Source organism: Lewinella sp. JB7 (genome assembly GCF_024297185.1).
Classification (GTDB): Bacteria; Bacteroidota; Bacteroidia; order Chitinophagales; family Saprospiraceae; genus Neolewinella.
Genome location: NZ_JANCTD010000006.1, coordinates 214,326 through 239,819 on the forward strand (window position 1 = coordinate 214,326; position 25,494 = coordinate 239,819).

Genomic DNA, 25,494 nt, shown 5'->3' on the forward strand with positions numbered 1-25,494 from the left:
CCTGATATTCAATTACTTACTTGATGAGGCTCCGTGGCGCATTGCAGCCAGCCTTATTATTGACCGTACAGCATCCATAGGCGCTTGGCGATCCGGTCAGCGGCGTGACCATCCCACAAGGCAGGAATAGTGCCCACTTTGGCATTACCCGAAAGAATATCTTCTAATTGGGTACGCACCGTTACCGGATTGAGATCGGCCATCAAAAAATTTGTTCCTAGCTCAACCGTTACCGGCCGCTCGGTCGTATCGCGAAATGTGATACAGGGTACTTGTAGGAAGGTAGTCTCCTCCTGAATGCCACCCGAGTCAGTCACGATCACCGCAGCATTATCCATCAGTTTGAGAAACTGCAAATAGCCTTGCGGATCAGTTAAGATCAGCCCGGGAATTGAATTCAACTCTTTGGTCAAACTAAATTGTCTGAAGTTGTTTGCCGTACGGGGATGAATGGGGAAAACCACCTGCTTATGCCGGGTCGCGTCCCGGATTATTTGAATGATATCCCGCAGTCCCTTTTCGTCGTCTACATTATGCGGCCGGTGCATCGTCATTAGGATGTACTCCTTTGGCAACACCCCCAGATCGTCCAAAATGGATTCATCCGCGGCCTGGTCCCGAAAATGGACCAGCGAATCGATCATTACGTTTCCGACGTAGGAAACCTTGTTGTCCGACACTCCCTCTTTCGCTAAGTTGACCAGGCCACTGTGTTCCGTCACGAATAGGTGATCGCTGATAACATCCGTCACCAGACGGTTCAATTCTTCTGGCATCGTACGATCTCCGGATCGCAAGCCCGCTTCGACGTGCACCGTGGGCAGGCCCATTTTGACCGCTACCAGGCTACAGGCAACCGTAGCGTTAACGTCCCCAACCACCAGAACAACGTCCGGCCGCTCCTCTGTGAGAATCTCCTCAAATTTTAGCATCACGTGGGCCGTCTGCCAGGTATGGCTACCACCACCCACGCCAAGGTGAAAATCTGGTTCGGGCATCCCGAGTTGATTGAAGAACACATCCGACATCTTAGCGTCGTAGTGCTGGCCGGTGTGCAAAATTTTGGAGGTGATGCCTGAGTGGGCCGTAAAGGCGCGGTGCAGGGGCGCGACTTTCATAAAATTGGGGCGGGCACCTACGATGGAAAGGATATTCATTTGGAGATGGTTGATTTTGTACCGTCCTTAAGCATTTCACTTAAGAAGGTCAGGGTTTGCACCGCGCAATCCTGCCAGGTATACTGTTGGGCATATTCATGAGCCCGCTGCGCGAGGGTGGATCTCTCGGAAGGGTTATCGAGTAAGAATTTTACCGCGTCCGCTATTTCAGAAATTTGCAGCGGGTCAAAGTACCTACCGCCATCCCTTAGAATTTCCGGCATAGGGCCGTAGTGCGACGACGCTATGGGTAGGCCCGCTGACATCGCTTCCACCAGTACATTTGGCATATTCTCACAGGAACTAGCAAATATGAATATATCAGTATTGTGGTAAACCTCTTCAATCATCTGGTAAGGGACGACACCCGAATATTCGACGAAGCTATCGTAATCTTCAACGATGGCGGATATCCGATCACGCAGACCCTTCACGACCGGACCGACTAGCTGGAGTTGAACGGGGTAGCCTTCCTCCCTCAACCGAGCTACGGCTTCGATCACGTTCCACTGATGTTTGTAATAATTTACAATCGAAACGTACGTAAGCCTGAAGCATATACCATTGTCAATTTTTTCGCGAACCGTATACTGCCTTTCCGGGCCTCTGCTAAATTTAGTACTTGCACCTAGTGGTATGATACGGGACGGTATACCTTGCAACTCCGGTAACCGGTCACTTATATAATCTTTGGCATATCTGGAAATAAATATGTTCCCAGTTGCATTTCGGAGTGATCTGGACTGCAGTACTTGAAGTAGCTGATAGCGCCACCGCTGTGGTCCCCAAGGAAATCGGTTCCGTTCCTCCTTTTCAAACACCAGCATGTTTTGAGACATAGAGACATAAGGGAGGTTGGTGGGGGGGACCGTACCCCCGGGACAAAAAATTATATCGCAGCCTGTTTTTATGATAGCTTCCCTAAGTTGTCGACTCTGGATGAAGTAATTGAAGAGGGGATTTGGGTTTCTGGGCAATACCCACACCTGGATGTTAGGATTGTTGATTCTGTGATCAAGATCATCCAGGGAAGTGAACACGACAATCTTAGCGAAGCCATACGAGCGCAGGGAAACTTCGCTGTTCGTGAGTTCCAACAAGTGTTTGAGTCCCCCACCGGCCCGAATGTTAAGACCGTCAATACCTAATACGTGAGCGATAAAGCATTCATTTTCTAAGGGGCAATAAGCTCAACCTACTACCTCCAAGTAAAAGTACAAGGCAGAAAAAGACGAACACTATCGAAAAAATGTTCCCGATGTTGAAAAATAGGTAATTTTCACCGTAGGCTCGGATGAATCCGAATAGTATAAAGAACAGCCATATCTTGTCGTACCTTTTAGGTGCCACCACTATGAGGCGAACCGTTTTCAATAAAATTTTTATTATAAAAAGTACGACGAGGAAGCTGATCAGCAGCCCCGTCTCAATAAGCGTGCCTAAGTACCCATTGTGAACGTGTACGTACGCTCCAGGGGTCAGTGCCAGCCGCCCTTCGTAATACTTCGTTTTGAGACCAAACCCCTCGATCGGCCTTTCTTTAAATAGTTCCCAGCCGGCGATTAGTAGATCCGTTCTTTCCTTTTGTGCACTTTCAATAGCCTGATCCAGATTGGTGGCGTACAATTCTTTCTTCAGCATCTTGTCTTCAAAGAAGGTGTAAAGCGGCTGTTCAAAGATGAGGAGAAGCACAATGGCTAGCATGTACACCAAACCGTACTTCATTCTAGCTATGCTGACCAGATATATTACAACAATACCGATTGCGAAGACAAGCGAACTTCGGGAGTCCGAAGCGATTAAAATAAACAAGGCAACACTGCCCACTAACCCCTTGCGTGCCAAGCTTTGAATGCTCATAGCAGAAATGAGCGTTGCACCGGCAAATAAGCCAAGTGAGTTTTTGGTCGGCAGACTATAAGTTAGATACGGAAATAATACTATGTACAAAACAACACTTGCGACCAAGAGCATATACGGTACGTGTCGAAGGATACGGTTCAGGTCTGCTTGATTTAAGCGCTGAATTATCTTGATCAATGCAATCAGAAACATCAGCCAAAGCACCCAATAGACTCCTGTGTTGATGGGCTCGATCGAAAACGACACGTTTAGAACGAATAACGGTATAGAAAACGTTAAGAGTGACGCAATATTCTTACTGAGTGTTCTGGCAAAAGTTTGCCAGTACAGGTATACGACCGTGACTCCAAAGATTGCCAGAAACACGACACCGGGGATCCCAATAAACGTTCCTCCCAGATTTACGATTGTATAGATAACGGCTACTCCGTAGAACAGACCTACAAGTTGTCTTTCAATTGCCTTAGACATCCGTCATCCTATTAAAATGATTTAGGAATGTCTTTGCCATTTGGTCAGGAGTGTAACCTGCTGCTACAACGGTCTTCTGTATTCTTTGCTTAAGTCCGTGGTTGTCGTTAGCCAACTTAATGTGCCAATAAGCCAATACATCCGTCAGAGAAGTTAATGACAAGTTTTCGAAAAATGCTCCATTCACGCCTGCTTTGACAATAGCAACTTCAGGGCTGTGAATGTCGGCATCGCTCGTAATTATTGGCAAGCCATACGACAACGCATGGACAATGGACAAACCCACTTTTCCTGGAATGACAAATACGTCACTTAAGGAAAAAAACGGAACCAGGTCATCGTCATAAAGAGCACCGTGGAAGTGAACGTGAGCTTCAATACTTAATCGAATCGCTAAATCCCTGTTTTCATCATAGGTTGCTCCGTCGCCCACTATATCCAAAGAGCAATCGATTCCCCGGTTTCTAAGTTCACTCACCGCCTTAATCAATAAATCGCACCGCTTGGCGTGTGTAAGTCGTCCCGCGAACAGTATTTTGAATTGGCGCGGGCGGGAGGACCTCACGACACGTGGTTTATTGTATCCGTAGTCATCGTTGCTTATTGAGTTTTTAAGCACAGTGACCGGCTTAGCGAACCCAGGCAGCGCAATAACAGTATCCCGACCACGCGTTTCGTAGGTGAGTACGGAATCGGCGGCCGATAGCAACCACCTTCTGAACTTCCCCGCGTCTGCTTTCAGCCCATGGGTCCACCAATGGACCTTCGTGGGGGTAAGATACCGGAGAAATAAAAAAGCCACTATTGTAGTGACTAGGTGAAGATCCGGACCGCCAAAAACAACGTGCGTAGGCTTTAGCCTCCGAATAGCTTTAAACAAGCCCTTTTGCAGATAAAAGGTATGCCCTGCAACCCGAAAAGTTTGGTTGCCCAAGGTATCCATTATTCGGCGACCATCCGCCTTCATTGACTTTATTCCTCTACCCGACGAACCAGCTAATACATAAATTTCTAGCTCCTTGCACCTTGTTATCTTACTAAAAAATGATTTCCTATAATGTGGAAGGATCGTTTGCACCACTAACACCCTTTCTGTCATTGCGCGTAGCGATTAAGCCAAAGTTTAGTACCCAGTAATTTGAACAAAATTCTTTCGTGGTTGACCGATCCATTCTGATGAGCCTTGAGAAGCTTAGCAATCGCACGTCGGTCAAAGAGTTCTGGTTGACGGGCATCAGTGGACTGTAGCACATCCACTGCTTCTGATCCGGCGGTAAATACCTCCTTCAGCGGTGAAACAAATCCTAACTTGTTCGCATTTTTAAGAATAGCATCCGGCACCGAGCCATTCATAACATCACGGTGAATCTTTTTTCCGATTGCTCCGCTGATTTTATATTCTGAGGGCAAAGCGTACACAAATTCCACAAGTCTATAATCCAGAAACGGCAGCCGGTTCTCCAACGAATGTGCCATGGATATGGCGTCTCCGTAATGTAATAAATTTACCAGCCCGTTTCGGTGCTGAAGTTGCAGCCTCCGGTTCAGTTTGCTGTCCGCGTTCAAAATTGCCACATCCCCTTCGTAGGGGCGATGGTTGGTAAGCTCATTCCGGTACAAGGATTCTAGCCCGGTAAACTCCCGGTACCTGGTCCGCCAACTGGCGGGTAACTGCTGACGAAGATATAGTAACAAAGTCTCTTTGATGGGCCACACTTTACGGTGTGAATTCAGTTCGCCGAGGGCCCTTTGATAGTTGCCGGAAGCGACAAGGTCTAGAAAATGATCTACGAAAACGGAATTCGCATACCCGGCTAACAGTTCATCCGCACCCTGCCCTTCTAGATACACCGTGATATTTCGCTTGGCCCTCTCCGTAATATTCCAAAGGGGGAATATGGCCGGTGAGCCATGGCCTGATTCCAGGTGATAAATGATTCGGTCGAGAGTTGATACGTAATTTGAATAGTCCAACTGAACTTCTACCGAATTCATGCCGAGCTTCTCCGACAACGCACGGGCAACTGGGTATTCATCGAAGGTTTTCCCCGGAAAACTTGCTGTATAAGTTTGCAATGGTTTTTCCTGATGAGGACTCACTTGACAGGCAATAGAAGCGGAGTCTACACCTCCCGAAAGGGTAAGACCAATAGGTACGTCGCTTCGCAGTCTTAGTCGGACAGCCGATTCAAAAAGACTTCGATACTCGGATTTTGCATCTTGGTAGTTTAACCGATTCTTTTCGGTAGGATAATCCCAATACTTTTCGAAGTGATGACCATTAAGTGACACGAAAAGATTATGAGCTGGGGGAAGGCGCAACACATTATCAAACCAGGTTTCCTCTGTCTGGGCACCTACGGTTTCTCGACAAAATCTCGATATGGCATTATAGTTCGTGCTTCGGTAAGTACCCGGATCAAAAGCTATAAGAGCCTTAATTTCGGAAGCAAAACAAAACCGACCGTTTTTGAACGAGTAATTAAATGGTTTAATACCGAACCTGTCTCTGGAACAGAACAGGGTATGATTCTTTTGGTCATAGATCACAAAGGCCCACATACCATTAAAATGGTTCACACAATCAGCTCCCCAGTGTAGGTACGACGCCAGGATAACCTCCGTGTCCGATGCGGTCCTGAAGACGAACCCAACTTTAACCAGCAGCGACCTTAACTCTTTATAGTTAAATATTTCTCCGTTAAAGGTTATATGTAGATGTTCGTAGGTGAATGGCTGATTGCTTTCGCTACGCAGATCGATTATTGACAAACGTCGGTGTCCAAGACAAACCTGACCCTCCCATTCCCTTAATCCGGCAGCATCAGGCCCCCGGTGGGCGATTATCTCAAGCGCATCTTCGGCCGCACTAGTATTAATAGGTTGTCTATTGGCCAAGTTGAACACTCCAAATATACCACACATCGTCTATAGTAATTTATTCAGTACGGTTGCCAGTTGAAGGGCCTGACTCGTACGATCAAATTTTTCGTGTAAGGTTCTGGTGGCTTCCACACTGTAGGTTATTTCGCCGGCTCGTAATTTGTCACAGAATTGAATAAAATCAGCTGCTGCCTGTTCCGTATTCTTTGGTGAAGTTGAAATACCAATCTTGAATTCGGTGAGTATCCTGGCAATTTCACCATCGTTCTGTCCGACAGAAAAGATCGGCAATGACATGCCGATATAGTCAAAAACCTTCCCTGCAACGGTACCTCGGTACGACTCCCGATCCCTTTGCCAAGTAATTCCCGCATCAGCGCTTGCCAAATATGATCCAACCTCATTGTAGGGCACATAGGTCTGAAAATCAAATAGATCATCGATTCCCAACTCCTCCGTCAAAGTTCCCTTCCTACTAATATCGCCAAGAACGTGAATCATGATTTGATTACTGATATCCGGCTTAATATTTACCGCCTCCCTTACCAATGTATAAAATACCCCGTCAATGTGATCCCCTCTCAGTCCACCAAGGTAGATGAGATGTAGAAGGCTGTCGTCCCAATTAACGGTTTTACTACGCGAGAGATCGCGTGCGTCAAACCCATTATAAATCGTCGACACATGGGAATTGCTGTGATTAATCTCTGGAAATTTTTTAATTATGTCTAGCTGATTAGTATAGGTATTAGTAATGATATGATCCGCGCGCACGTAGATCAACCGTTCGAACCGGCGGTTGACAATTCTGTGTATAATAGAAATAGGCGAATACTCGGGCCCTAAGGTAAAATGGTCCCGAAAATCCGCTACCCATTGTAGTCCAAGCTGGTTGCGGAGGTGCATCCCAACCAAGTGACAAGAGTGCGGCGGTCCACTGGTCAGTACGGCGGCAAAGCCCGAGAGGTCCAGCCGGTCAATGTGCTTGATCGCATCCTTTGCCCAATTTGTAAAAGGGTCTATGAAGCCCAACCGGCGATTAAGCTTGGCCACCAGGGAATCTGACATTCGCGGCAGTGGTATCCTGATTACCGGTATATCAACAACTTCCTTGTACCGCTCTTCGTCGATCCAAGCGTAGGAATCAGGTGAAGGACATACGACGGTTACTGCCCAACCATGCTGCTTCAGATAGACAGCAAACTTGACGATTCGCTGCACACCGCCGCCACCCATAGGAGGGAAAGCGTGAGTAACCACCAGTAGTTGATTATTCATCTTGACAAAAAGACTGCACTTCGTGGGCGAACTTCATATAGTTCACCGCCGCGTCAAAGTTAGCACGCCAGTATTCCTGAATGCTTGCACTGGAGTAACTAGACTCCGAAGTACAGATTTTCCAAAATGCGTTCTCAAACTCAGCGTAGGTGACTTTTTCCGAAAGCAGAACTCCGGTGGTTTCGTTAACTATCTCGCTAACTCCACCAACGTCTGGTGCAATAACGGGGACTCCATTAGCCTGCGCCTCCATAATTGAAACTGGTAGTCCCTCAGATTCGCTAAGATTGAGAAAAACATCCACTGGATGATGTCGGTAATAATCGTAAACCTCAGCATTAGTTACGTGCCCCTTTAGTTCGACTCGTAAATTGCTTGAGTTCAACCCCTTCAGGCAATCTTTCACAGTATCCAGCAACGGACCTGCACCTAAATGCGTCCAGGCAAACTTTTGCTTTGCGTTGGTAGTAGCAAGTTTTACCAGATAATCAGCGATCATTTCTACCCGTTTCATCTTCGTTACACCGGACACTGAAACAATACGATACACCCCATCTGAAGAGCGTTGTGTGGTATTATTGGTAGAATAGACACCGAGTCGCGAAACGCTTACCTTAGTTTCACGAATTTGGTAATGACTTTGTAAGTAATCGTAGCCATCTTGAGAAATTACGTAGAGCTTGTCGATTAGGTCCAGGGTCTTTTGTCGGAACGGCCAAAAACTCGGTGTAAACCAATAGTCGTATAGATCGTAGCGGTGCGCACGGGAGATGACCGATATGCCGGCTCTTTCCTGTGCGTACCGCGCAGCCCCATGTGTTTTACCGTTCAGCCAGTACGTGTAGATAACGGCCTCTTTAAATGGATTGTGCTTTTCCAGCCAACTTTCCGTGAGGATCAGATCCCGACAGAATGAATTGATTCTTCGAATGGCCTGAATACTCCCAGCGTACCTAGCGTGAAGGATCAGCCCCCGGAGGAATTGATAAGAGACAAGAGATCGAACTTTATTACCCGCAGTATTGAAACCTACCGCAAAGGACTCATCAACTTCAACATTGGCTGGAACTGACCGCTTCCGTCCCCGAATGTCTGAAGGCAGAATAACGACTCTATTGAAAACACTAGCGAGTTCGATAATTTCGGTCTCCAGGAAAGTCTCCTGGCCAGAAAACGGGTAGTTACCCGTGATAAGAATAAGGTTCCTACTCACTCGGAAAACAGGTTACGGATCATCTTCTGCCCTACTTCAATTTCTAGCTGAACGGCCTGGTCAACTTTTTTTCTGACGCTATCACCATTAGCCAATATGTAATCGATGGTTTCTCGAATACCTTTACCCTGGATGTCGTTAATATAGAATGACCACTCGCCTAAGCCCAATTTTTCCAGTACTCCAAGAGATTTGTGCTCGTAGTATATGGCTATCGCGGGGGTTCTGTACCGAAGGGAAAGAATAACACTGTGTAGCCTGGTGCCGATCAATAGCTTACACCTCTGTAAAATATAACCAAGCTCGGTATCATTGTACTCGTGCATTAGCACAGTCATCCGATCCGAATCGTCTAATCTTTGTTGAATACGGTATCCTACTATCCGGTCGTCCTTCACGTATCCATCCAAACCCGTACACATTGAGAGGCAAACAACGTGATACCCCCTGTGGTTGTACTCGTTCACCAATGTAACCATAAGCCCTTCATAGTCCTCTTGGCTGACTCCCAATCGAACATCGAACGGAGCGAGATTTCGTACCGTGATGGCGATGATAGGGTCTTTGATGTGTATCATTTCCGCATCCGCTATGCCGGATGGCGTGCTTTCTGGTAGTAGCCATGCGGTGTCGGCCCCCACTTCTACGTTATCCAATCTCCCTTTTAGTGTATCTAGGTACGGCTTGGATGCCAGTTCTCTTAAATAAATCTTTTTGACTCCAGGAAATAGAAATGATGCCATCCGATTGGGCCCCTTTGTCTCAAACGGTCCCAGACTATGTCCGACTAAGTAGACTGGAACGTCAACGTAACGTGCTACCATTAACCACTCGTACTGATTCTTACCGTAGAGGTCGATAAAAAACGATCCGCCTACGTGGATAACGGCGTCAAATTGCTTCAGAAATTCGATCCCTGCTCGGTAACTCCGTGGGATTCCAAATATATGGCGAAATACGCTGTTGCTCACCGAATAATACAAGTAGTCGTACCGAATGTTTCTGAACACCTTCCCCTTTAGCCTACGCAGACCACTTCCGCTGAGGTTGTTCAGGTCATACAGTATATCCGACTCGAGAGGCTCCCCAAAAAGGTAGGAAGACCCCTCCGGTTTCCTGCTAGTTATATGCAACTCTAAATCCGGGTAAACCCTGCGCAACTCGTACACTAACCCCCGTAGGATCGCAGCGTCGCCCCGGTTTCCACAAGTGGCGTTTCCCGTCACGAGAACTTTCTTCATTGATAGCATTTTCAATTCTCTAGCAACTGGCACTACTAATCGACAGATATGTGATCAATTGCCCGCACTAAAGGGTCGTGGTTATAGCCCGTTCCGCGTCTGGCCCGTGGTCTACCTTCTTATTCAGGTGATGCCTGTAAATTTCGTAAACAACTTCGTCCGGCAAGATGAATTCATCACCCTCTTCAATCCCCTTGACAATTGTCGGAATTGCGTGGGATGATAATATTTCTTTCCAATCCGTCGATTTAAAAGAGTAGATGCCAATGTGTGACCTCGGGTGATAAAATGGCATGGGAAGTTGGTAGCGAAGAAACAACAGGTAGGAATATCGCTTAGCCACCATTTTTGCCGTTGCAGCGTCAAAGTCCGAGATCTCGTCCAGTTCAAGGAGGTCAAAATATTCCTGTCTACTATTTATGTCAAGCGTAAAGCCCTTTTCCCGGTAGTGCGTTTTAGACACGCATACGCATGGAATACCTTCCAGGGCTAATTCTATGCCTACTGTACTTGTGTGCACCAACCCTAAATCGGTAATTTTGAGTAGTGACCAACTGTTTATGGGGGCATCAGGATCTAAAATTACTACGTTCTCCGGGATGTTATCATCAAGCTTGTTCTTGATCAAATCTGCCAAAGGTTGATTAGTACCGATGATAGTTTCTGCCGGATGGGTTCTGACCACAAGTTGTTTATCGGGCCGGTGACGGAACCACTTGACGGTCTCTATAGTCCATTCCACAGGGTTCTTAAAGGCTATCTCCCGCTGTGCGCTTGCAGCATCCCATAGCACGTTAGTGAAGAGTGTATAGGTACGCTTGCTATTATCGAGTCCTAACTTGGCGAACGTTTTCGCCCGGTCCTCTTCCGCCGTCTTATTGAAGACCACAATGTCTCTTTTATGGTTCCGCCTAGATTGCAGGTAGTCATCTATTAAGGCTTCCTGTTGGTGGTTAAGAGGCACCTCGCAGACGGATTTCCATTCCTTCTCCACATCCCACCAATCCCCAGCAGTCTTCCAATTAAATTTTTGCGATTCGGCCATCTTCGCGCGCGATATCGTCAGTACCTTAATGCCGGCCTCATTCAGCGTTATTCTGGCGGGCCCCCGGGTGGTGTACGTTCCATGACTCATGATGACGCGATCGGGCCGGAGGGCCGCAAGGGCTTTCCCCATTTCGGCCGATATTAGCGCGGCGTGCCGGGCTCTATCAAACAGTTCCCCGAACATAGGGTGCGACCGGTCCAGCAAGCCTACCTTGAAGTACCTGATAAGTTTTGACTCGACAAAAACATCCCACGTGTCATCGTTAAGTTGTTGTTTTAACCCTTCGATCCGTTCAATAGACACGAGCTCCGTTAAGTTGATAACCTGGAAACCTGCCTTCTGGAAGAAAGCCCTCATATGACGCGCCTGGTATGCGCAAATCTCAGAACGATTATTGTGACTGTTTATATCGGTAGTTTCACAAATAGGTAGCTCAATGTCACACACCAAGTACTTAACGTTATGACCACGCGCCTGAAGAATTTTTCCTAGGGTAATCTGTACAATGTTGTTCCCCAAAAAACAGCCTAAGTAGGGTACAAACACTATGTCAAGCGGTGAGTTGGCTTTGCCTAATCCTACCAGATCTTCTTTGAACATCCTTCCGACCTGACTTAGTATAGCCTCTCGCCTAAATCGAGCGCTGATTTTGTCCCAGTTTACACCAAGTGAAGAGCATGCATCTAATACGTATGGAATTACTTTGTGACGTACATCAATCATATCGGGAAATAACATAAAATATAATTTTGGGCGGTATATAAAATATATGGCTTAAAAATTATGAAAATTGACAGCTCGATATTTAAATATTACTGAAGCGATTAAGCTGTCAGAGACGGTCATACATTCCAACTGACACTTCCTCGGAGATACAAGCAGAGCCATAAGTACATGTATTGTCAGTTCCGGTTGTTGTTAGATATTAACACACGATTGGGCAAAGTGTCCAGGACCTTGCCCGTAAGCTGTGAGCAAAGGCAACATCAACCTTTCCTCGGCACCCGCTCAACTACTGAAGTTTGGAGGCTATGTACTTGAATCTAGCTGAACGCGGTTATTGCATCCTCAGCTCAGGTTGGTCTTCCGTGGACCGTAATCCCCGTGCACCAACAGTCCCTTTTCCGTAAGCTTATTTGCCACCGGTATCAACTCGCTCAGTGGGATACCGCTTCGTGTTGATATTGCAAGCATATCATTATACCCATCCGCTAAATTTAGTAGCCACATCATTGCAGCAAATTCCTCCTGGTTACGCTTTGGCGTTCCAAGGCTCGGGTACAAACCTAACTTACCGAGCCTTGGCTCTCCGTATGGGCGTTGGTTGACAAAGTGATGATTCATCTCTAGCACATCGACTATTTGCAGTATCTTACGGACAGTATCTTCCATCGACGAGAAGGACACATATTCTTTATTATCCGCTGAGGTATGATACTCCGGATACTCCTCGTATTTTGTACGCATTAATGAACCGACCGGCAAATTAAAACCCGGTGAGCAGTACTGCCTTTCGTCGCTGCCAATGGGTGAAAAGGGAATTATGCTATAAGCGCAATCACTCTGAGAAAGGACCATTTCAGTCACGCGATCGCAAAGCGCGTTTTCACGACGCGATTGTTTATACGTAAAACTACCCTCGTCACCCAAGCATGTGAGCACATATCCCGCATCTAATTTTTGCTGTAATCTTCGCCCATTCTGTGCCAGATAGCAGATTGACCCAATGGTTTCTGGATGAAAGGCGAATCGGTAGGTATAATACAAATTGTCTCTATTCGCAAGTTCACGGTAGACGAATGATGCCACCAATGGCCCGGACAATTCGTTACTGGCCAGTGAAGGATGGCATATATACGACGAGAAAAGGATTTCACGGTCCGAGGTACCATCTATAGTTGCCTCGGCCATTGTCATGCTTCCTGAACCATTGAAACTGGTATCCACGCAGACCCGGTAGGTATCGGATCGGTCAAGCGATTCATACTTATTATGCGCCATACAGAATCCCCACCGTCGCTTGTAATACGATGTGACATAGGGTATATTTGTAGGTTGCTCGGGCAGTGTATAGAGGTGCTCATCAAGTTCAGCGAAGCTTAGAGTTCCAACATAGGGTTCCGAGTACCCAACAAGATGTAAATTATGATCGGCGAAGTCAACAATCCTCTCGCCTGCTGAATTTTCGATCCACGCTTCCTTGACGTTCCACTCCGGTGGAACCTCCCAGTCAAAACATTTGGTTCCAGAAGGAACTTCCTTAATGTTTAAGTCTACGATTTCGGATAGTATTTCCAGAGTTTTTCTATTGCCCTCGCCGGTGAGGCTTCGATTAATGGGCCACAATCGGTCAAAATAACCTTCAATATCACTTTTCATCTGGGAATATTACCACGGCTTCTCCAATTAATACTGCCGCTGATTCTTCGTTCACACATTCGGTCGTGAATCGGCCCCGTCGCTTCTCCGGATCAAAATCTATCAAAGTAGCCTTTGCGGTAATAAGTTGCCCCAGGTAGACGGGTTTTATAAATTTCAAGGTTTGAGATAAGTATATACTCCCCTCCCCTGGATAGAGCGTACCGAAAATTTTAGAGAATGAGCTTGCTACCAGACAGCCATGGACTATCCGTCGCTTGAAGATCGAATCTTCAGCATACTTCTTATCCAGATGGATTGGATTATTGTCGCCCGATATTTGTGCAAATAGCGTAACTTCTTCTTCACTGAACGTACAGTCGAAGGTAACCTCCTTACCTAAAGTAACATCCATTTTCAATCGCCTTTTATGGAATAAAGGTAGTCAATCGCTTTCCCCGACCTAATGATACGGTCAGTTTCGTCATATAGGTCTTTAAACTTTATAGTACGCATACCATAGCTTTCATCATATTTATCTCCTTTATACAGACCCGCGGCCCACAGATGCTCCATCATACGATTCACATCCGTAGTTACCCCCTTTTCAATATCCCTGACGTATAATTTGTACGTTCGTTCGGAAGTCTTGCCGGTATGATCCGTGTACAGACCGCTGAAGTCTTTGTAATACCGGTAGTCGACTTGGTTTTGCTCTTCCACGAAATGATAGCTCGTCATGCTGTTTTGATCATCCAGACCAATGACCGCAACTTTACCATCCAGTTCCTTGAGCATTGCAAAGGGTGAGTCACTCCCGTATCCACTAACGTTATCTATCCCCCTGAAATGTTCTGCATGATGCCCCCGGACGGCAAACGAATAGATCGGGTGTCCCGTTCTCACGGAGTCCGTATCTAGGCGGCCTACCTCAGTTAGAGCCCCCATATGCGATGGAGTGTTCAATATATCAAATGTCCGCACTTTGGGGAAGTCGAAATTGAACAACGGTAACAACAATGTACCTGACTTCCCTACGGCCTCTACTAAAGAGTCATAGACCAATTTTGGGGTGACTTTGACCTCAGTGCGCGGGGACAATTTTCGTAGCAACCGCCTGAGGGAGGAATGGACCAGTACAGTATCTCCGTGCTCGATTCCACTTTTTCTCCACTGTCCACTTAATTCTTTGATTACCGAAGTTTCATCCCTCATACTAAGCCATTTTTATGGGTTACGTTTTCACTTACCATGCCGTCCATCCACCATCAACATTCAAATTGGCGCCCGTCATATAAGCGGAGGCGTCTGACATCAGAAAAAGAATGGCCCCTTGATAGTCGTCAGCTGAAGCCATTCTTCCCAGGGGGGTCAATTTGGTATAATTCGCAATAAACTCGTCCGACTGATTGTTGAACACGCCACCTGGGCTGAGGCAGTTAGCCCGAATATTCTTATCGGCTACATGGGTGGCCACATACCGCGTGAAGTTGATTAACGCGGCCTTGGACGTACCATACGCTACAGGCGAATTAATTCCCGAGTCGCCGTATACGTGCTTATTTGCGCTTACGTTCCCGTACGTCGATGAAATGTTCACGATAACACCACCACCGTTCTGTTCGAGGTACGGAATAGCCGACTGCGTCATTAAAAAGGACCCCTTCAGGTTTACGTCGTGGACCATGTTCCAGGCCTCTTCCGGATACTCTTCGAGCGGAGCGAAAAAGTTAGACGATGTATCGAGTTTACGCGTATTCCCTTTAAAGTGAAAACAATTTATCAATCCATACAACGGACCGTATGTTTCCCCCGCCCGCCGGAAAAAATCTAGGACGTCTCTCTTTTTAGTAACGTCTAACGGAAAAACGTGGATTCTATTCCGCAGCGCATCAGTTTCGACCGTCGAAAGTTTTTGCTGAGCCATTTCGACATCCACGTCAGCGATCAGTATGGTAGCCCCAGCTTCGGCCAGTATTCGACAGAATGAAAACCCAATCTGTCCCGCTCCTCCACCAACGATGATCGTGCGATTCTTTAACCCGAAAAGCTTATCTATCTTATTCATTTCGTAGTTTTTTTCCTTGCACTCCAGATTCGTGCATCAATAGCATTAACTCGGTATTCCTTACAGCGTGATCGAAATCTAGATCGTGGGAAACACTACCTTTGCCTACAAGATCGAGAAATGTGCGGAGTTCATTTATGTAAAGATGATTAACCTCAAAGTCTACCGGTGTGGCAATTACCTGGTCCTCGCTCCGGTGTTGCTTCAGGTTGATCTCGTTAGCGTGCCAATCCCACGTAAGCTTACCCTCCTCACAGAGTATAATGATGTTTCTGTCGTAATCCTTTTGCAGGTAATCTAAGTGCAGGGTAATCAACTTATCCGGATAGCTGAAGATTGCCTCGCACTGTTCTTCAACCTCGATACCTAACATTCCGGTGTTGCCGACTTCACAGTAGACAGATACGGGTTCTCCAAAAAGGTACTGGATCAGATCAAGCTCGTGGGTGATGGTATTGATCACTCCACCACCAAGTTCCCTGCGGGAAGCGTAACTGTCCCGATAATCCTCCCAGGGGTGCCAGTACGGCAAGTAGCTTCCGAAAGAGAACCGGGCAGAGTATACCTTTCCAAGCGACCCGGATTGCAACACCTCATTAATTCTACGTACCAAGGGATGAAAGCGTAACATGAAACCAATGAAAAACGTAACGGGGCCGGAGGTGAGAATGGAGTGTGTCTCAGCAAGGGCCTGCCGAGAGTGAATCAAGGGTTTCTCGACGAAAATTGCAGCACCATTATTTACCGCAAATTCTATTCCTTCATTATGCAATGAAGTGGGCGTACAGACAAAAACGGCCGCAAATTCGATTTTGGCGGCCTCTGTAAAGGACGTTACAATTACTACCTGATGTTCGAGTTCGAAGGCGGAATCGTGTTTTCGTCTTAGTACCCAAATGTTCTGGTATCCTAGAATTTGCAGATTGCGCAGATGTCTCTTTCCGATGGAGCCGCCTCCGACAATCAAAAAATTCATCGATCTCACTGGTTGAACGAGCTATTTTGGTTCAGGTATCGTTGGACTATTTCATCCAGCAGGTTGTTGCGTTCAAGGTAACGTTCGACAAATTGGCGGAATGCCCCGTCCCCACCCCTTACTGGAATAATCCAATCGACCCGCTTTTTTACGTAAGATGGGGCATTGAACGGACATGCACTCAGACCAACCCGCCCGAGTAACAGCAGATCGTTGATATCGTCACCAATATAGGCAACTTCCGTTAGGTCCAGGTTTAGGCGGTTACACAGATCGGTCGCTACGGCAACCTTATCTTTGACCCCTAGAAAGACATGTCGAATCTGCAGTTTCTCCGCCCTTCTTTTTACAATATCAGTGTTTTCGCCGGTGATTATCGCTGTAGGAATATTAAGTAATTTAAGGAATAAAACGCCTGCACTATCGGATGTATTAAATTTTTTGAGTTCGTTCCCCGATTGATCATAGTACATACCACCATCCGTCCAGACACCGTCAATATCCGTTATAAACAACTTGATGTTTTCCATTACACTTTAGGCCAAATTATGCAAAGAATTCTGGCGACAGAGTAGTATCCGCCTCAATGTCTTTTTGCGAAATTTTGCCCACTATTTGGCTACGGTTCTTCCACGAGAGTCCGGTTCCAGGACTTTTCAGGCACAGCATATCTTCCGTTACTACGGTCCCCTTAGGTATATTACGATTACTAGTAACACTTCGGGCCAGTTTTTCCTTCGCAGCCAGAGTAGCTGGATTAACGACTTTCACCCCGTCGCCCTTCGCTTTTTCAGAAAGCCGGATGTATTCAATCATTTTTTTCAATCCGGGTTCTTCCAGAGAGCCTGCCTGATCGCTACCCTTCATGGCCCGCGACAAGGTTATATGCTTTTCGATGACGGCGGCGCCCATTACGGAAGCCGCTACCGAAGCAATGATACCCGCCGTGTGGTCAGAGAAGCCGGTTATCTTATGGTACCTCTCCCGAAGGGTGTGCATCGCTTGTAAATTCACGTTTTCCATATCCGCTGGATACTGAGAGACACACTGCAGGATTACAATGTCCTGCCGATCCTTTCCTAATACTTCCAGTGCGTCTTCAATATCCTCATGACTGGCCATACCCGTAGATATGATAACCGGTTTTCCGGTTTTTGCCATGGCCGCGAGGGCGGGCAGGTTGGTCAGGTCTCGAGAAGCTACTTTGTAGAATGGAACTCCAATCCGTTCCATCATTTCCACCGAGGGTACATCGCAGGGGGTACAGAAGTATGGTACTCCTTGCGACATGGCATATTCCTTTAATTCCAGGTGCTGCTCTTCATTTAGTTCAAGAAAAATTCGGTGTTCTCCGTAGGTCTTTCCAAAGGAATTAGGACTGTCGTATGCCCGATCAAATGCCTCCCTGGTCAGTTCAGAGGGGATATCCCTTTTTTGAAACTTTACGGCGTCAGCTCCGCAGCGTACCGCCATATCGATCAAATTCTTCGCCGTTTGCACGTCTCCATTATGATTTTGGCCAATCTCGGCAATCACGAAGGTGGGATATCCGTCCCCTATCCAGGCGTTACCTAACTTAATTGCAAGGCCATGGTCCCGAGAAGGCAAAGTAGATGCTATATATGAATCTAACCAGTCATAAACCTTGGTAAAGTTGAAGCCATCGTAGGTTACCGATGTCAATAGTTCCTCAAAACGATGAAGATCCTCCTTTGTATCTACAGTCAGATAACGGTCCAGATCGTTGCGTAGGCCGCCGAAATCGCGCGGAAGCGTTTGGAGTTTGAAGTCGTTTTGGTGCTTTCTAAGGAAAGGAGTAACGTGTTCTTTATCAAAATTTTCCGTTGCTAGAGAGTGTGTCTCGCGCAGGGCACGAACTTTGATAAATTCCGGCACGATGTGCGACAAACCGTCAATGTGCGTGTAATCGAAATTTCCTTTGACATGTGCTTCAAAGGCTTGCTGAGCTATTCCGACATGGTAAATTGGATTGTCGGCTGTAAATCTGAGAACTTGATCTTCCTCGTCTAGATCAGCCGCTGCGTCGTTGAATCGCCGGAGCACGTTCACCGAATCTCCTCGGAAAATGTAAACCCCTAGATTGTTCGCTGCGGCAGCAATCGGGTCGTCAGCTTCCGATCGCGTTGTTGCGATCATTACTTCGTCTACGAACGGAAAGGATTTGACGGCATTCACGACCCGATAAAGCAGTGGAATCTCTGCAATCGCCATGAGGGTCTTTCCCCGAAGTCGTTGACTGAGCATTCTGGCTTGTATAATCGCCCGTACTTTCATGAGATATTTTTTTTAAAACGTTTATTATTTATTAGGTTATCCCTTTACCAAAATTTCCACCATTTTCCGTCGTCTTCGTCATTATCGTAGTAGCCGTAGCCATAACCATAGCCGTAGCCGTAACCGTAGCCATAACCATAGCCGCCCCCATAGCTATTACCCCGTGGGATCCCGTTAATGACGCAAGCCATGTTGTCAAGCTTTTTATCGCGATAAATTTTGTCGATGTAGGCGGCAACCGGTTTGCGCGAAACGCCCACGCGCACAACGAAAAGACTGTTCGTCACATACTGGTTAATCAGGAAAGCGTCGGTGACCAAGCCCACTGGTGGTGTGTCTATTAGGATGCAATCGTAGTTCTCCTTTGCATATTCCATGAACGCCTGCATGCGTTGAGTCGTGATCAACTCAGCAGGGTTGGGGGGGATCGGCCCACTGGTCACGAAGTCAAGATTTTCGTGGTATTCGCTCGCACGAATGATATCCTTAGGATCGATCGATTCACCAACTACAAAATTTGATATTCCCACTGTCGTATCCTTCTGTCCCAGATAGTTTCCAAGCTTCGGTTTTCGAAGATCCAGTCCGACTATCAGAGTCCGCAAATTAGATATGGCCATACTAATCCCCAGATTAACCGTAATAAAAGTTTTTCCTTCTCCCCCCATCAGGGAAGTTACTAATATGACCGGTGGAGAACTATCACTGTTACTTTTAAACATGAACCGTAAATTGGTCCTCACCAACCGGAACATCTCTGCAATACCACTACGGCTGTCTATAGATACAACAATCCTCTCGAACTTATTGTGGACGTTAATTCCGCCGACAATCGGGATGTCAGAAAACTCCCGGATGTCTTTTTCGCTCCGTATTTTATCATCTAGTATCTGCCGCGTAAGAATCCCACCTATAGGCAATACTAGTCCCAGGAATGCCGCGAGCGCGTACACGTTCAATGGAATCGGCCTGACGGGACTGCTAAGTGCCAGTGCGGGATCAATCAAGCGCGAATTAGGTGTCGTTACTGCCAGGGAAAGTGCCGTTTCTTCACGTTTCTCAAGTAAATACAAAAACAGATTCTCCTTGATGATTTGTTGCCGCCGCCGCTCCAGCAACTCGCGCTCCGCTCGAGGGATGTTGCTCAAGGTTTGCCGAAGATCATTGTATTTACGCTCGACCTTGGCCTTCTCGCGGTCAATAGTACCTAAATAAGATTGTAGATTTTGCAATATCATTCCCCGGAGTCCCGCGATCTGATCATCGAGTTGTACGAGTAACGGATTTTCGCCACGGGCGCTTTGTCGAAGTTTATCTCTTTGGATGACCAGGTCATTATATTGTTCGATCTGTTCATTCAGCTGTGGCAGATCAGCATTGATCACGACCGGCAGTAGGTTCTCAGTTCCTTGTTGCCCCCTCATTTGCTCGAGCAACGCTTCGGAAAGTTCCCGTTGCGTTTCCAGCGTTGCAATACTATTTTCGTACTCCGTCACTCGCTCTAGGACGGCTTCCGCACGCGTGCTGAGCTCGAGTCCTATATTGTTGCGGCTCTTGTACTGTTCGAGTTCACCCTCAACAACGGCAAGTTCGGCTGTCAGAAATACCAAACGCTCCTCAATAAAATCCAAGGTATTCTTTCCCACCCGGTTCTTATCGTTCAGGGTGGCTTGGTTGTACTTATTGATCAAGGTATTTATTACGGCTTCTGCCTTGTAACCGTTATAGTCCGTCAAGCGCAGCTCAAGTACGTTGGCGGCGCCACCGACCTGATTGATAGAAACTCGATTCGCATAATTACGCGCGGTACCCAACCGGTCACTGAAGTGTATCGCGATCGGCAGTAATGAGTCGATCTCCCGGTCATCGGGGGCGATAACTCTGATGCTGCCCTGACCAAGGGGTATCTCTTGGCCATAGCTGTATTCACTTTCAACGTCTTCTCCATTCAAGCGGCCCAAGCGTCCACCACCGATGTCCTTCACCACGATGCTTTGCCCGATTAGTGCCTCGGCCTCCAAATTCATAGTGTCAACTATGAGAGGCACATGCCGAAAAAGTTCGGTATCCTTAACTCTCCCCTTGGCAAAATACCGGATCTGGAGGTTCAGTTCATCGACGACTTCCAACATAAGAGTGCGTGACTTGATGATCTCAATCTCGTTAAGAATATCGGCGTTGTTGCGCACTAGGCCTAGGTCCTGTAAGATCGCTTCCTCACTAAGCGAAGGGGTGTTGCTACCGTCCTTGATCAGTAACTTGGCGGAGGCCTCATATTCCGGCACGGTGTAGCGGAGGTATAGGTAGGCCATCATTATGAAAACAGCCAATGAGAGAAGGAACCAGTACCAGTATTGTAAGTACCCCCACAGAAATGCTTTGACACTGAAGTGTTGATCCTCCGAACTATCCGTATAATTTAGCTCTTGATTGGCCTGCATATCGGTTAATTACTGCTGCTGATGATCACGAATATGGCCGAGATAAGAGATGCCCCTAGGCTGCTCCACTGTACGACGCGTTGCGTTTGGTCGCGAATCGTCGCGGTTCGTTCCGGCAAAGGTTCTATATAGATGTAGTCATTTTGCCTTAGATAGAAGAACGGGGAGTCAAATATGCTTCGATCCTTAAGGTTGATTCTTCCGAAGAGCCTCACCCCATTCTGCTCCCGTATCACGAGAACATTGGTTCGGTTGGCGTACTCCGTAAGTCCCCCTGCTAGACCTGCCGCATCCAATACGGTGACCCGTTCATTGGGTAACACGTATGATCCGGGGGTCCGAACTTCACCATCTACGGTAATACGAAAGTTGATGAAGCGGATGATGATCGCTGGGTCAACTAGCAGATTGCTTAACCCTTCCTGTAACCGTTTCTTCAGTTGTTCCACGGTGAGTCCCGCAACGTCAACGGTTCCGATGCCCGGAAAGTCGATGTTGCCAGTCGCATCAACTAAGTATCCAATCAGTGGACGGTTGCCTGCGGCTGACGCCAAATTGGTACTATTCGGAAACAGATTATATGGCGCGGAAGCGAGTGGATCCGGCGTTATAACCTGGATCGATAGTAGATCATCGGGTTGAATCACCATCGGGGGCGGTGGCAGAGCCCCGGAATCCGGGAATTGCCCTTCACTGAAGTTCAGCAATTCCTTATGCTGTACGCAACCGCTCAGGATGAGCAAGAGGGCGAACAGGTAAATCAACTTTGCGATCACATCCTTGTATTTTGGTTCATTGCAACCGAACATTCGCCCATTCGCGTGAAACGTTTTTTGACCAAATCTTTTTCCACGGAAATGCGCTGAGTGCCCGCAGGTGGCGCTCGTGGTGGAGATCCGTACCTAGATATGCCGCTAAATTGCTATGGAGAAGTTCACGACCCCACCGGTCTGGGCCCTTACCGTAATATCCGGATAACGATAGTATATTCAGTTGAAGGGACACTTCCATGTCGCGCATCCTTTCGTACACGGGCAGATTACCCGCCCAATAACGGTAACGTTCAGGGTGAGCCAGCACGATACGGTACCCCCCCGTTTGAAGTTTGAAGAATACTTCTTCCCAATTCGGCGGTGGACCGGCTTGAGGGAACTCAACCAGTACCGTTTTACCGTCAAGAGTCAATAGTTCCTCAGATCCGGCGAGCAAACTGGTAAAGTACTCATCAAGCATGTACTCAGCAGCTGCCTCAACCTCCACATCCACATCTGCCTCGGCTAACCCATGACGCAACTCCGATAACGACGCCCGTATAGTTGCGGGAGTGTTGAAGTGCAAATCGCCCATTACGTGAGGCGTGGCAATCAGTTTCCGGTATCCCAGATTTACCAAACCACGGACTAGGTTGACAGCGGATTCGACGTCGGACGCTCCGTCGTCAATGCCTGGAAGAACATGACTGTGCATATCCACCCCCAGATCGGCATAGCCGAAGGGAGGTGTTTTGGTGGTACGAAAGAACGAAAGAAAGTCCATGAATGAGTCTACAGTCGCCAAATCACTTCGCCCTCTCTTGCTTCGGTGCGGTCGAAGAGAGCTTTTAAATCAAAAAGAACTAACTGTTGGCCTTCTTTCGTTAACCCTCTGAAGTAAGCCAAATCACGCTCTCGACATTCTCGATGAGCCACCGCCACCATTACCGCGTCGTAATCCCTTCCGGGTTCATCTTGCATACTAATACGGTATTCCCGAGCTACTTCGTTAGGATTAGCATGAGGATCCACCAGGTGCACGTTGATGCCATAATTCATTAATTCGTGCACCACCTCAAAAATTTTCGAATTTCGGATGTCGGCTACGTCCTCCTTAAATGTCGCCCCCATCACCAGTACCTTAGCCTGATTCGGATTGATGTCTCGCTGAAGCAGTAACTGCGTCAGCTCCTTTGCGATGAACGCCGGCATGCCGTCATTAACGCGACGGCCGCTCGCGATTACTTGAGGATCGTACCCTACCTGCTTAGCTTTGTGTAATAGATAGTAGGGATCGACACTGATACAATGCCCACCAACAAGTCCCGGCTGAAACTTCAGAAAGTTCCACTTCGTACCCGCAGCCTCCAAGACTTCTTGTGTATCAATACTCAACTTCTTAAATATGATGCTAAGTTCGTTGACAAAACTGATATTCAAATCCCGTTGAGCGTTTTCAATTACTTTAGCCGCTTCGGCTACCTTGATGCTCGGTGCACGGTGCAGACCGGCCGTAACTACACTACCATAGATCGCCGCGACAACATCTGCCGTCTGAGGATTGCTTCCCGCAACGATCTTAAGAATCTTATCCACGGTATGCACCTTGTCTCCCGGATTAATGCGCTCGGGACTGTATCCGACAAAAAAATCCTTATTGAATGTGAGTCCGCTTTCTCGCTCTAGTATGGGAGCGCAGTCTTCCTCTGTACACCCCGGATACACCGTGGATTCATAAACGACAATATCGCCTGCCTTCAAAATTTTACCCAGGGTTTCCGAAGCGCCAAGCAGGGGCTTGAGATTAGGTTCACGGGCGGCACTGATGGGCGTCGGCACGGCAACTATGTGAAAACTAGCTTCCCGCAGCCGGGTAGGATCAGTTGTAAATTCAATATCTTTCCCAGCGAACGCTTCAGCCTCCAACTCCTCGCTAGGATCAATTCCCGCCTGCATCAACTTGATCCGTTCCGGACTAATGTCGAAGCCAATTACCCGATACTTACCGGCCAGCAATAAAGCCAACGGCAATCCGACGTATCCGAGGCCAACCACGGAGATCGCCTCGGTCTTATCTCTGAAAGTAGAAAGTCGGTCTTCCAAGGTAAATTGATTCATTCTGGGTAATTGGTAATTTTGCTAATATCCGTGTCCGGAGCCTCTCGGTAAAAAATTGGGAGCGGTAGACCAATACTGGCCTTCTAATTAGTTTTTGATGATTTATATGCCTGACTAATCTTTCGCCACATCACCCAGACCTACCTACTACAACGGGCACCTTTCTGAATTAGTAAAAATATCCGCGTTTAAAGGCCATAATATTCTCGATACCAATGTATGAACTGACTAATCCCCTCCCTAAGAGAAGTTTTCGGCTGGTACCCTAGTTCCCTGATTGTGGTACCGACGTCGGCATAAGTGGCGGCAACATCGCCCGGTTGAATATCCGCGTATTCTTTCACTGCTTTAAGGTTCAGTTGATCCTCAATTTCTCTGATGAAGTCAGACAGTTTGACGGGTTGATTGTTGCCCAAATTATAGAGCCGGTAAGGCCCAGGGGCAGTGCTGGGATTGGGGTCGGACTTGTTCCATTCCGGATCCCCTGCGGGGGGTGAGCCCATCGCCCGTACGATCCCCTCCACGATGTCGTCGATGTATGTAAAGTCGCGAATAGAATTGCCGTGATTAAACACTTTAATGGGCTCGCCCTTAATTATAGCTTCGGTAAATAGAAAAAACGCCATATCGGGTCGCCCCCATGGTCCGTAGACCGTGAAAAACCGCAGGCCCGTAGTTGCCAAACCGAACAGGTGACTGTAGGTATGTGCCATCAGTTCGTTACTCTTCTTCGATGCGGCGTAAAGACTTATAGGATGATCTACGTTATCACTCGTGGATAGCGGCATTTTACGGTTAAGTCCGTAAACGCTGGAACTGGATGCATAAATAAGGTGCTCTACCCCGTGGTGACGACAAGCTTCCAACACATTGATAAAGCCGACTATATTACTATTTACGTACGGTTGCGGATTGACCAAGCTATACCGTACTCCTGCCTGGGCCGCCAGATTAATAACGGAGGCAAATTTTTCGGCGGCGAACAAGGCGTTCATCCGGTCGCGATCCGCAATATCCAACTGAATAAAACGGTAGTTCGGATGCTTGTGACTCTGAACTATCTCCCCGTATTCAATCTCGCTTTCATTGATGCCAGCCTCCCTTAATCTAGCGTACTTCATACGTACGCTATAGTAATCATTGATTACATCGAGTCCCAAGACCTGTTCGCCAGCTTGGACCAAACGCTCGGCAAGATGAAAGCCGATGAACCCCGCCGTGCCGGTAATAAGTATCAATCTAAGTTGAACGGTGTAGTTGGCAGCGTTCGCTCATACAATGCTGCGGGTATTAAGCTGATCCCCCCTAACTTTATTATGCTACGAATCACAG

21 protein-coding genes are annotated in these 25,494 nt (G+C 47.3%); all 21 read right to left on the reverse strand.

What is annotated here, in order from left to right:
* Nucleotides 1-56: 56 nt before the first annotated feature.
* The 21 genes from wecB to NMA52_RS12615 all read right to left on the reverse strand — a co-directional run bounded on the left by wecB (nucleotide 57) and on the right by NMA52_RS12615 (nucleotide 25,400).
* Nucleotides 57-1,157, reverse strand: a complete 1,101-nt coding sequence (wecB, locus tag NMA52_RS12515; RefSeq protein ID WP_254828020.1) for a non-hydrolyzing UDP-N-acetylglucosamine 2-epimerase — start codon at nucleotides 1,155-1,157, stop codon at nucleotides 57-59.
* Nucleotides 1,154-1,996 (reverse strand): glycosyltransferase, encoded by an 843-nt coding sequence (locus NMA52_RS18855; protein WP_371930968.1) that lies wholly within the window; start codon nucleotides 1,994-1,996, stop codon nucleotides 1,154-1,156. Before NMA52_RS18855 ends, wecB begins: the two co-directional genes overlap by 4 nt.
* Nucleotides 1,997-2,324: 328 nt before the next feature.
* The gene (locus NMA52_RS12525; protein ID WP_254828022.1) at nucleotides 2,325-3,491 is read right to left on the reverse strand and encodes an O-antigen ligase; all 1,167 of its coding nucleotides are present in this window, start codon (nucleotides 3,489-3,491) and stop codon (nucleotides 2,325-2,327) included.
* Nucleotides 3,484-4,056, reverse strand: a complete 573-nt coding sequence (locus NMA52_RS19200; RefSeq protein WP_254828023.1) for a glycosyltransferase — start codon at nucleotides 4,054-4,056, stop codon at nucleotides 3,484-3,486. Before NMA52_RS19200 ends, NMA52_RS12525 begins: the two co-directional genes overlap by 8 nt.
* 530 nt (nucleotides 4,057-4,586) lie before the next feature.
* A complete protein-coding gene (gene asnB, locus NMA52_RS12535; protein ID WP_256534273.1) occupies nucleotides 4,587-6,416 on the reverse strand; it encodes an asparagine synthase (glutamine-hydrolyzing) in 1,830 nt (609 codons plus the stop codon).
* A 3-nt stretch (nucleotides 6,417-6,419) separates the two neighbouring features.
* Nucleotides 6,420-7,652 carry a glycosyltransferase gene (locus NMA52_RS12540; protein WP_254828025.1) on the reverse strand — a complete coding sequence of 411 codons (1,233 nt, stop codon included), beginning with the start codon at nucleotides 7,650-7,652 and terminating at the stop codon, nucleotides 6,420-6,422.
* Nucleotides 7,645-8,865 (reverse strand): glycosyltransferase, encoded by a 1,221-nt coding sequence (locus NMA52_RS19205; RefSeq protein WP_254828026.1) that lies wholly within the window; start codon nucleotides 8,863-8,865, stop codon nucleotides 7,645-7,647. The genes NMA52_RS12540 and NMA52_RS19205 overlap by 8 nt, the downstream gene beginning before the upstream one ends.
* The gene (locus NMA52_RS12550; RefSeq protein WP_254828027.1) at nucleotides 8,862-10,106 is read right to left on the reverse strand and encodes a polysaccharide pyruvyl transferase family protein; all 1,245 of its coding nucleotides are present in this window, start codon (nucleotides 10,104-10,106) and stop codon (nucleotides 8,862-8,864) included. Before NMA52_RS12550 ends, NMA52_RS19205 begins: the two co-directional genes overlap by 4 nt.
* A 67-nt stretch (nucleotides 10,107-10,173) precedes the next feature.
* Complete coding sequence (locus NMA52_RS12555; RefSeq protein ID WP_254828028.1) at nucleotides 10,174-11,892, reverse strand: hypothetical protein; 1,719 nt, start codon at nucleotides 11,890-11,892, stop codon at nucleotides 10,174-10,176.
* A gap of 330 nt (nucleotides 11,893-12,222) precedes the next feature.
* Nucleotides 12,223-13,533, reverse strand: coding sequence for a DUF4910 domain-containing protein (locus NMA52_RS12560; protein WP_254828029.1), 1,311 nt, complete (start codon nucleotides 13,531-13,533; stop codon nucleotides 12,223-12,225).
* Complete coding sequence (locus NMA52_RS12565) at nucleotides 13,523-13,927, reverse strand: MaoC family dehydratase (protein ID WP_254828030.1); 405 nt, start codon at nucleotides 13,925-13,927, stop codon at nucleotides 13,523-13,525. The genes NMA52_RS12560 and NMA52_RS12565 overlap by 11 nt, the downstream gene beginning before the upstream one ends.
* 2 nt (nucleotides 13,928-13,929) lie before the next feature.
* Entirely contained in the window at nucleotides 13,930-14,727 is a 798-nt protein-coding gene (locus NMA52_RS12570) for an AAC(3) family N-acetyltransferase (protein ID WP_254828031.1), read from the reverse strand.
* Nucleotides 14,728-14,758: 31 nt separating this feature from the next.
* Nucleotides 14,759-15,580 carry an SDR family oxidoreductase gene (locus tag NMA52_RS12575; protein WP_254828032.1) on the reverse strand — a complete coding sequence of 274 codons (822 nt, stop codon included), beginning with the start codon at nucleotides 15,578-15,580 and terminating at the stop codon, nucleotides 14,759-14,761.
* A complete protein-coding gene (locus NMA52_RS12580) occupies nucleotides 15,573-16,556 on the reverse strand; it encodes a Gfo/Idh/MocA family protein (RefSeq protein ID WP_254828033.1) in 984 nt (327 codons plus the stop codon). The genes NMA52_RS12575 and NMA52_RS12580 overlap by 8 nt, the downstream gene beginning before the upstream one ends.
* 5 nt (nucleotides 16,557-16,561) lie before the next feature.
* A complete protein-coding gene (locus tag NMA52_RS12585; RefSeq protein WP_254828035.1) occupies nucleotides 16,562-17,086 on the reverse strand; it encodes an HAD family hydrolase in 525 nt (174 codons plus the stop codon).
* A gap of 16 nt (nucleotides 17,087-17,102) precedes the next feature.
* The gene (locus NMA52_RS12590) at nucleotides 17,103-18,851 is read right to left on the reverse strand and encodes an N-acetylneuraminate synthase family protein (protein WP_254828036.1); all 1,749 of its coding nucleotides are present in this window, start codon (nucleotides 18,849-18,851) and stop codon (nucleotides 17,103-17,105) included.
* Nucleotides 18,852-18,895: 44 nt separating this feature from the next.
* Entirely contained in the window at nucleotides 18,896-21,292 is a 2,397-nt protein-coding gene (locus NMA52_RS12595; RefSeq protein ID WP_254828037.1) for a tyrosine-protein kinase, read from the reverse strand.
* Between the two features lie 5 nt (nucleotides 21,293-21,297).
* Nucleotides 21,298-22,068: a polysaccharide biosynthesis/export family protein gene (locus tag NMA52_RS12600; RefSeq protein WP_254828039.1), complete on the reverse strand. Its 771-nt coding sequence runs from the start codon at nucleotides 22,066-22,068 to the stop codon at nucleotides 21,298-21,300.
* 16 nt (nucleotides 22,069-22,084) lie between these two features.
* Nucleotides 22,085-22,828: a tyrosine-protein phosphatase gene (locus NMA52_RS12605; RefSeq protein WP_254828040.1), complete on the reverse strand. Its 744-nt coding sequence runs from the start codon at nucleotides 22,826-22,828 to the stop codon at nucleotides 22,085-22,087.
* 8 nt (nucleotides 22,829-22,836) lie between these two features.
* Nucleotides 22,837-24,162, reverse strand: a complete 1,326-nt coding sequence (locus tag NMA52_RS12610) for a nucleotide sugar dehydrogenase (protein WP_254828041.1) — start codon at nucleotides 24,160-24,162, stop codon at nucleotides 22,837-22,839.
* A 188-nt stretch (nucleotides 24,163-24,350) separates the two neighbouring features.
* Nucleotides 24,351-25,400: an NAD-dependent epimerase gene (locus NMA52_RS12615; RefSeq protein ID WP_254828042.1), complete on the reverse strand. Its 1,050-nt coding sequence runs from the start codon at nucleotides 25,398-25,400 to the stop codon at nucleotides 24,351-24,353.
* Nucleotides 25,401-25,494: the final 94 nt, after the last annotated feature.

Coding starts and splice junctions, on each gene's coding strand:
- NMA52_RS12550 (WP_254828027.1), bottom strand. CDS start 10,106: ATGAAGAAAGTTCTCGTGACGGGAAACGCCACTTGTGGAAACCGGGGC.
- NMA52_RS12525 (WP_254828022.1), bottom strand. CDS start 3,491: ATGTCTAAGGCAATTGAAAGACAACTTGTAGGTCTGTTCTACGGAGTA.
- asnB (WP_256534273.1), bottom strand. CDS start 6,416: ATGTGTGGTATATTTGGAGTGTTCAACTTGGCCAATAGACAACCTATT.
- NMA52_RS12580 (WP_254828033.1), bottom strand. CDS start 16,556: ATGAATTTTTTGATTGTCGGAGGCGGCTCCATCGGAAAGAGACATCTG.
- NMA52_RS12560 (WP_254828029.1), bottom strand. CDS start 13,533: ATGAAAAGTGATATTGAAGGTTATTTTGACCGATTGTGGCCCATTAAT.
- NMA52_RS12595 (WP_254828037.1), bottom strand. CDS start 21,292: ATGCAGGCCAATCAAGAGCTAAATTATACGGATAGTTCGGAGGATCAA.
- NMA52_RS12555 (WP_254828028.1), bottom strand. CDS start 11,892: ATGTTATTTCCCGATATGATTGATGTACGTCACAAAGTAATTCCATAC.
- NMA52_RS12610 (WP_254828041.1), bottom strand. CDS start 24,162: ATGAATCAATTTACCTTGGAAGACCGACTTTCTACTTTCAGAGATAAG.
- NMA52_RS12585 (WP_254828035.1), bottom strand. CDS start 17,086: ATGGAAAACATCAAGTTGTTTATAACGGATATTGACGGTGTCTGGACG.
- NMA52_RS12570 (WP_254828031.1), bottom strand. CDS start 14,727: ATGAGGGATGAAACTTCGGTAATCAAAGAATTAAGTGGACAGTGGAGA.
- NMA52_RS12590 (WP_254828036.1), bottom strand. CDS start 18,851: ATGAAAGTACGGGCGATTATACAAGCCAGAATGCTCAGTCAACGACTT.
- NMA52_RS12605 (WP_254828040.1), bottom strand. CDS start 22,828: ATGGACTTTCTTTCGTTCTTTCGTACCACCAAAACACCTCCCTTCGGC.
- NMA52_RS12575 (WP_254828032.1), bottom strand. CDS start 15,580: ATGAATAAGATAGATAAGCTTTTCGGGTTAAAGAATCGCACGATCATC.
- NMA52_RS18855 (WP_371930968.1), bottom strand. CDS start 1,996: ATGTCTCAAAACATGCTGGTGTTTGAAAAGGAGGAACGGAACCGATTT.
- NMA52_RS12540 (WP_254828025.1), bottom strand. CDS start 7,652: ATGAATAATCAACTACTGGTGGTTACTCACGCTTTCCCTCCTATGGGT.
- NMA52_RS12565 (WP_254828030.1), bottom strand. CDS start 13,927: ATGGATGTTACTTTAGGTAAGGAGGTTACCTTCGACTGTACGTTCAGT.
- wecB (WP_254828020.1), bottom strand. CDS start 1,157: ATGAATATCCTTTCCATCGTAGGTGCCCGCCCCAATTTTATGAAAGTC.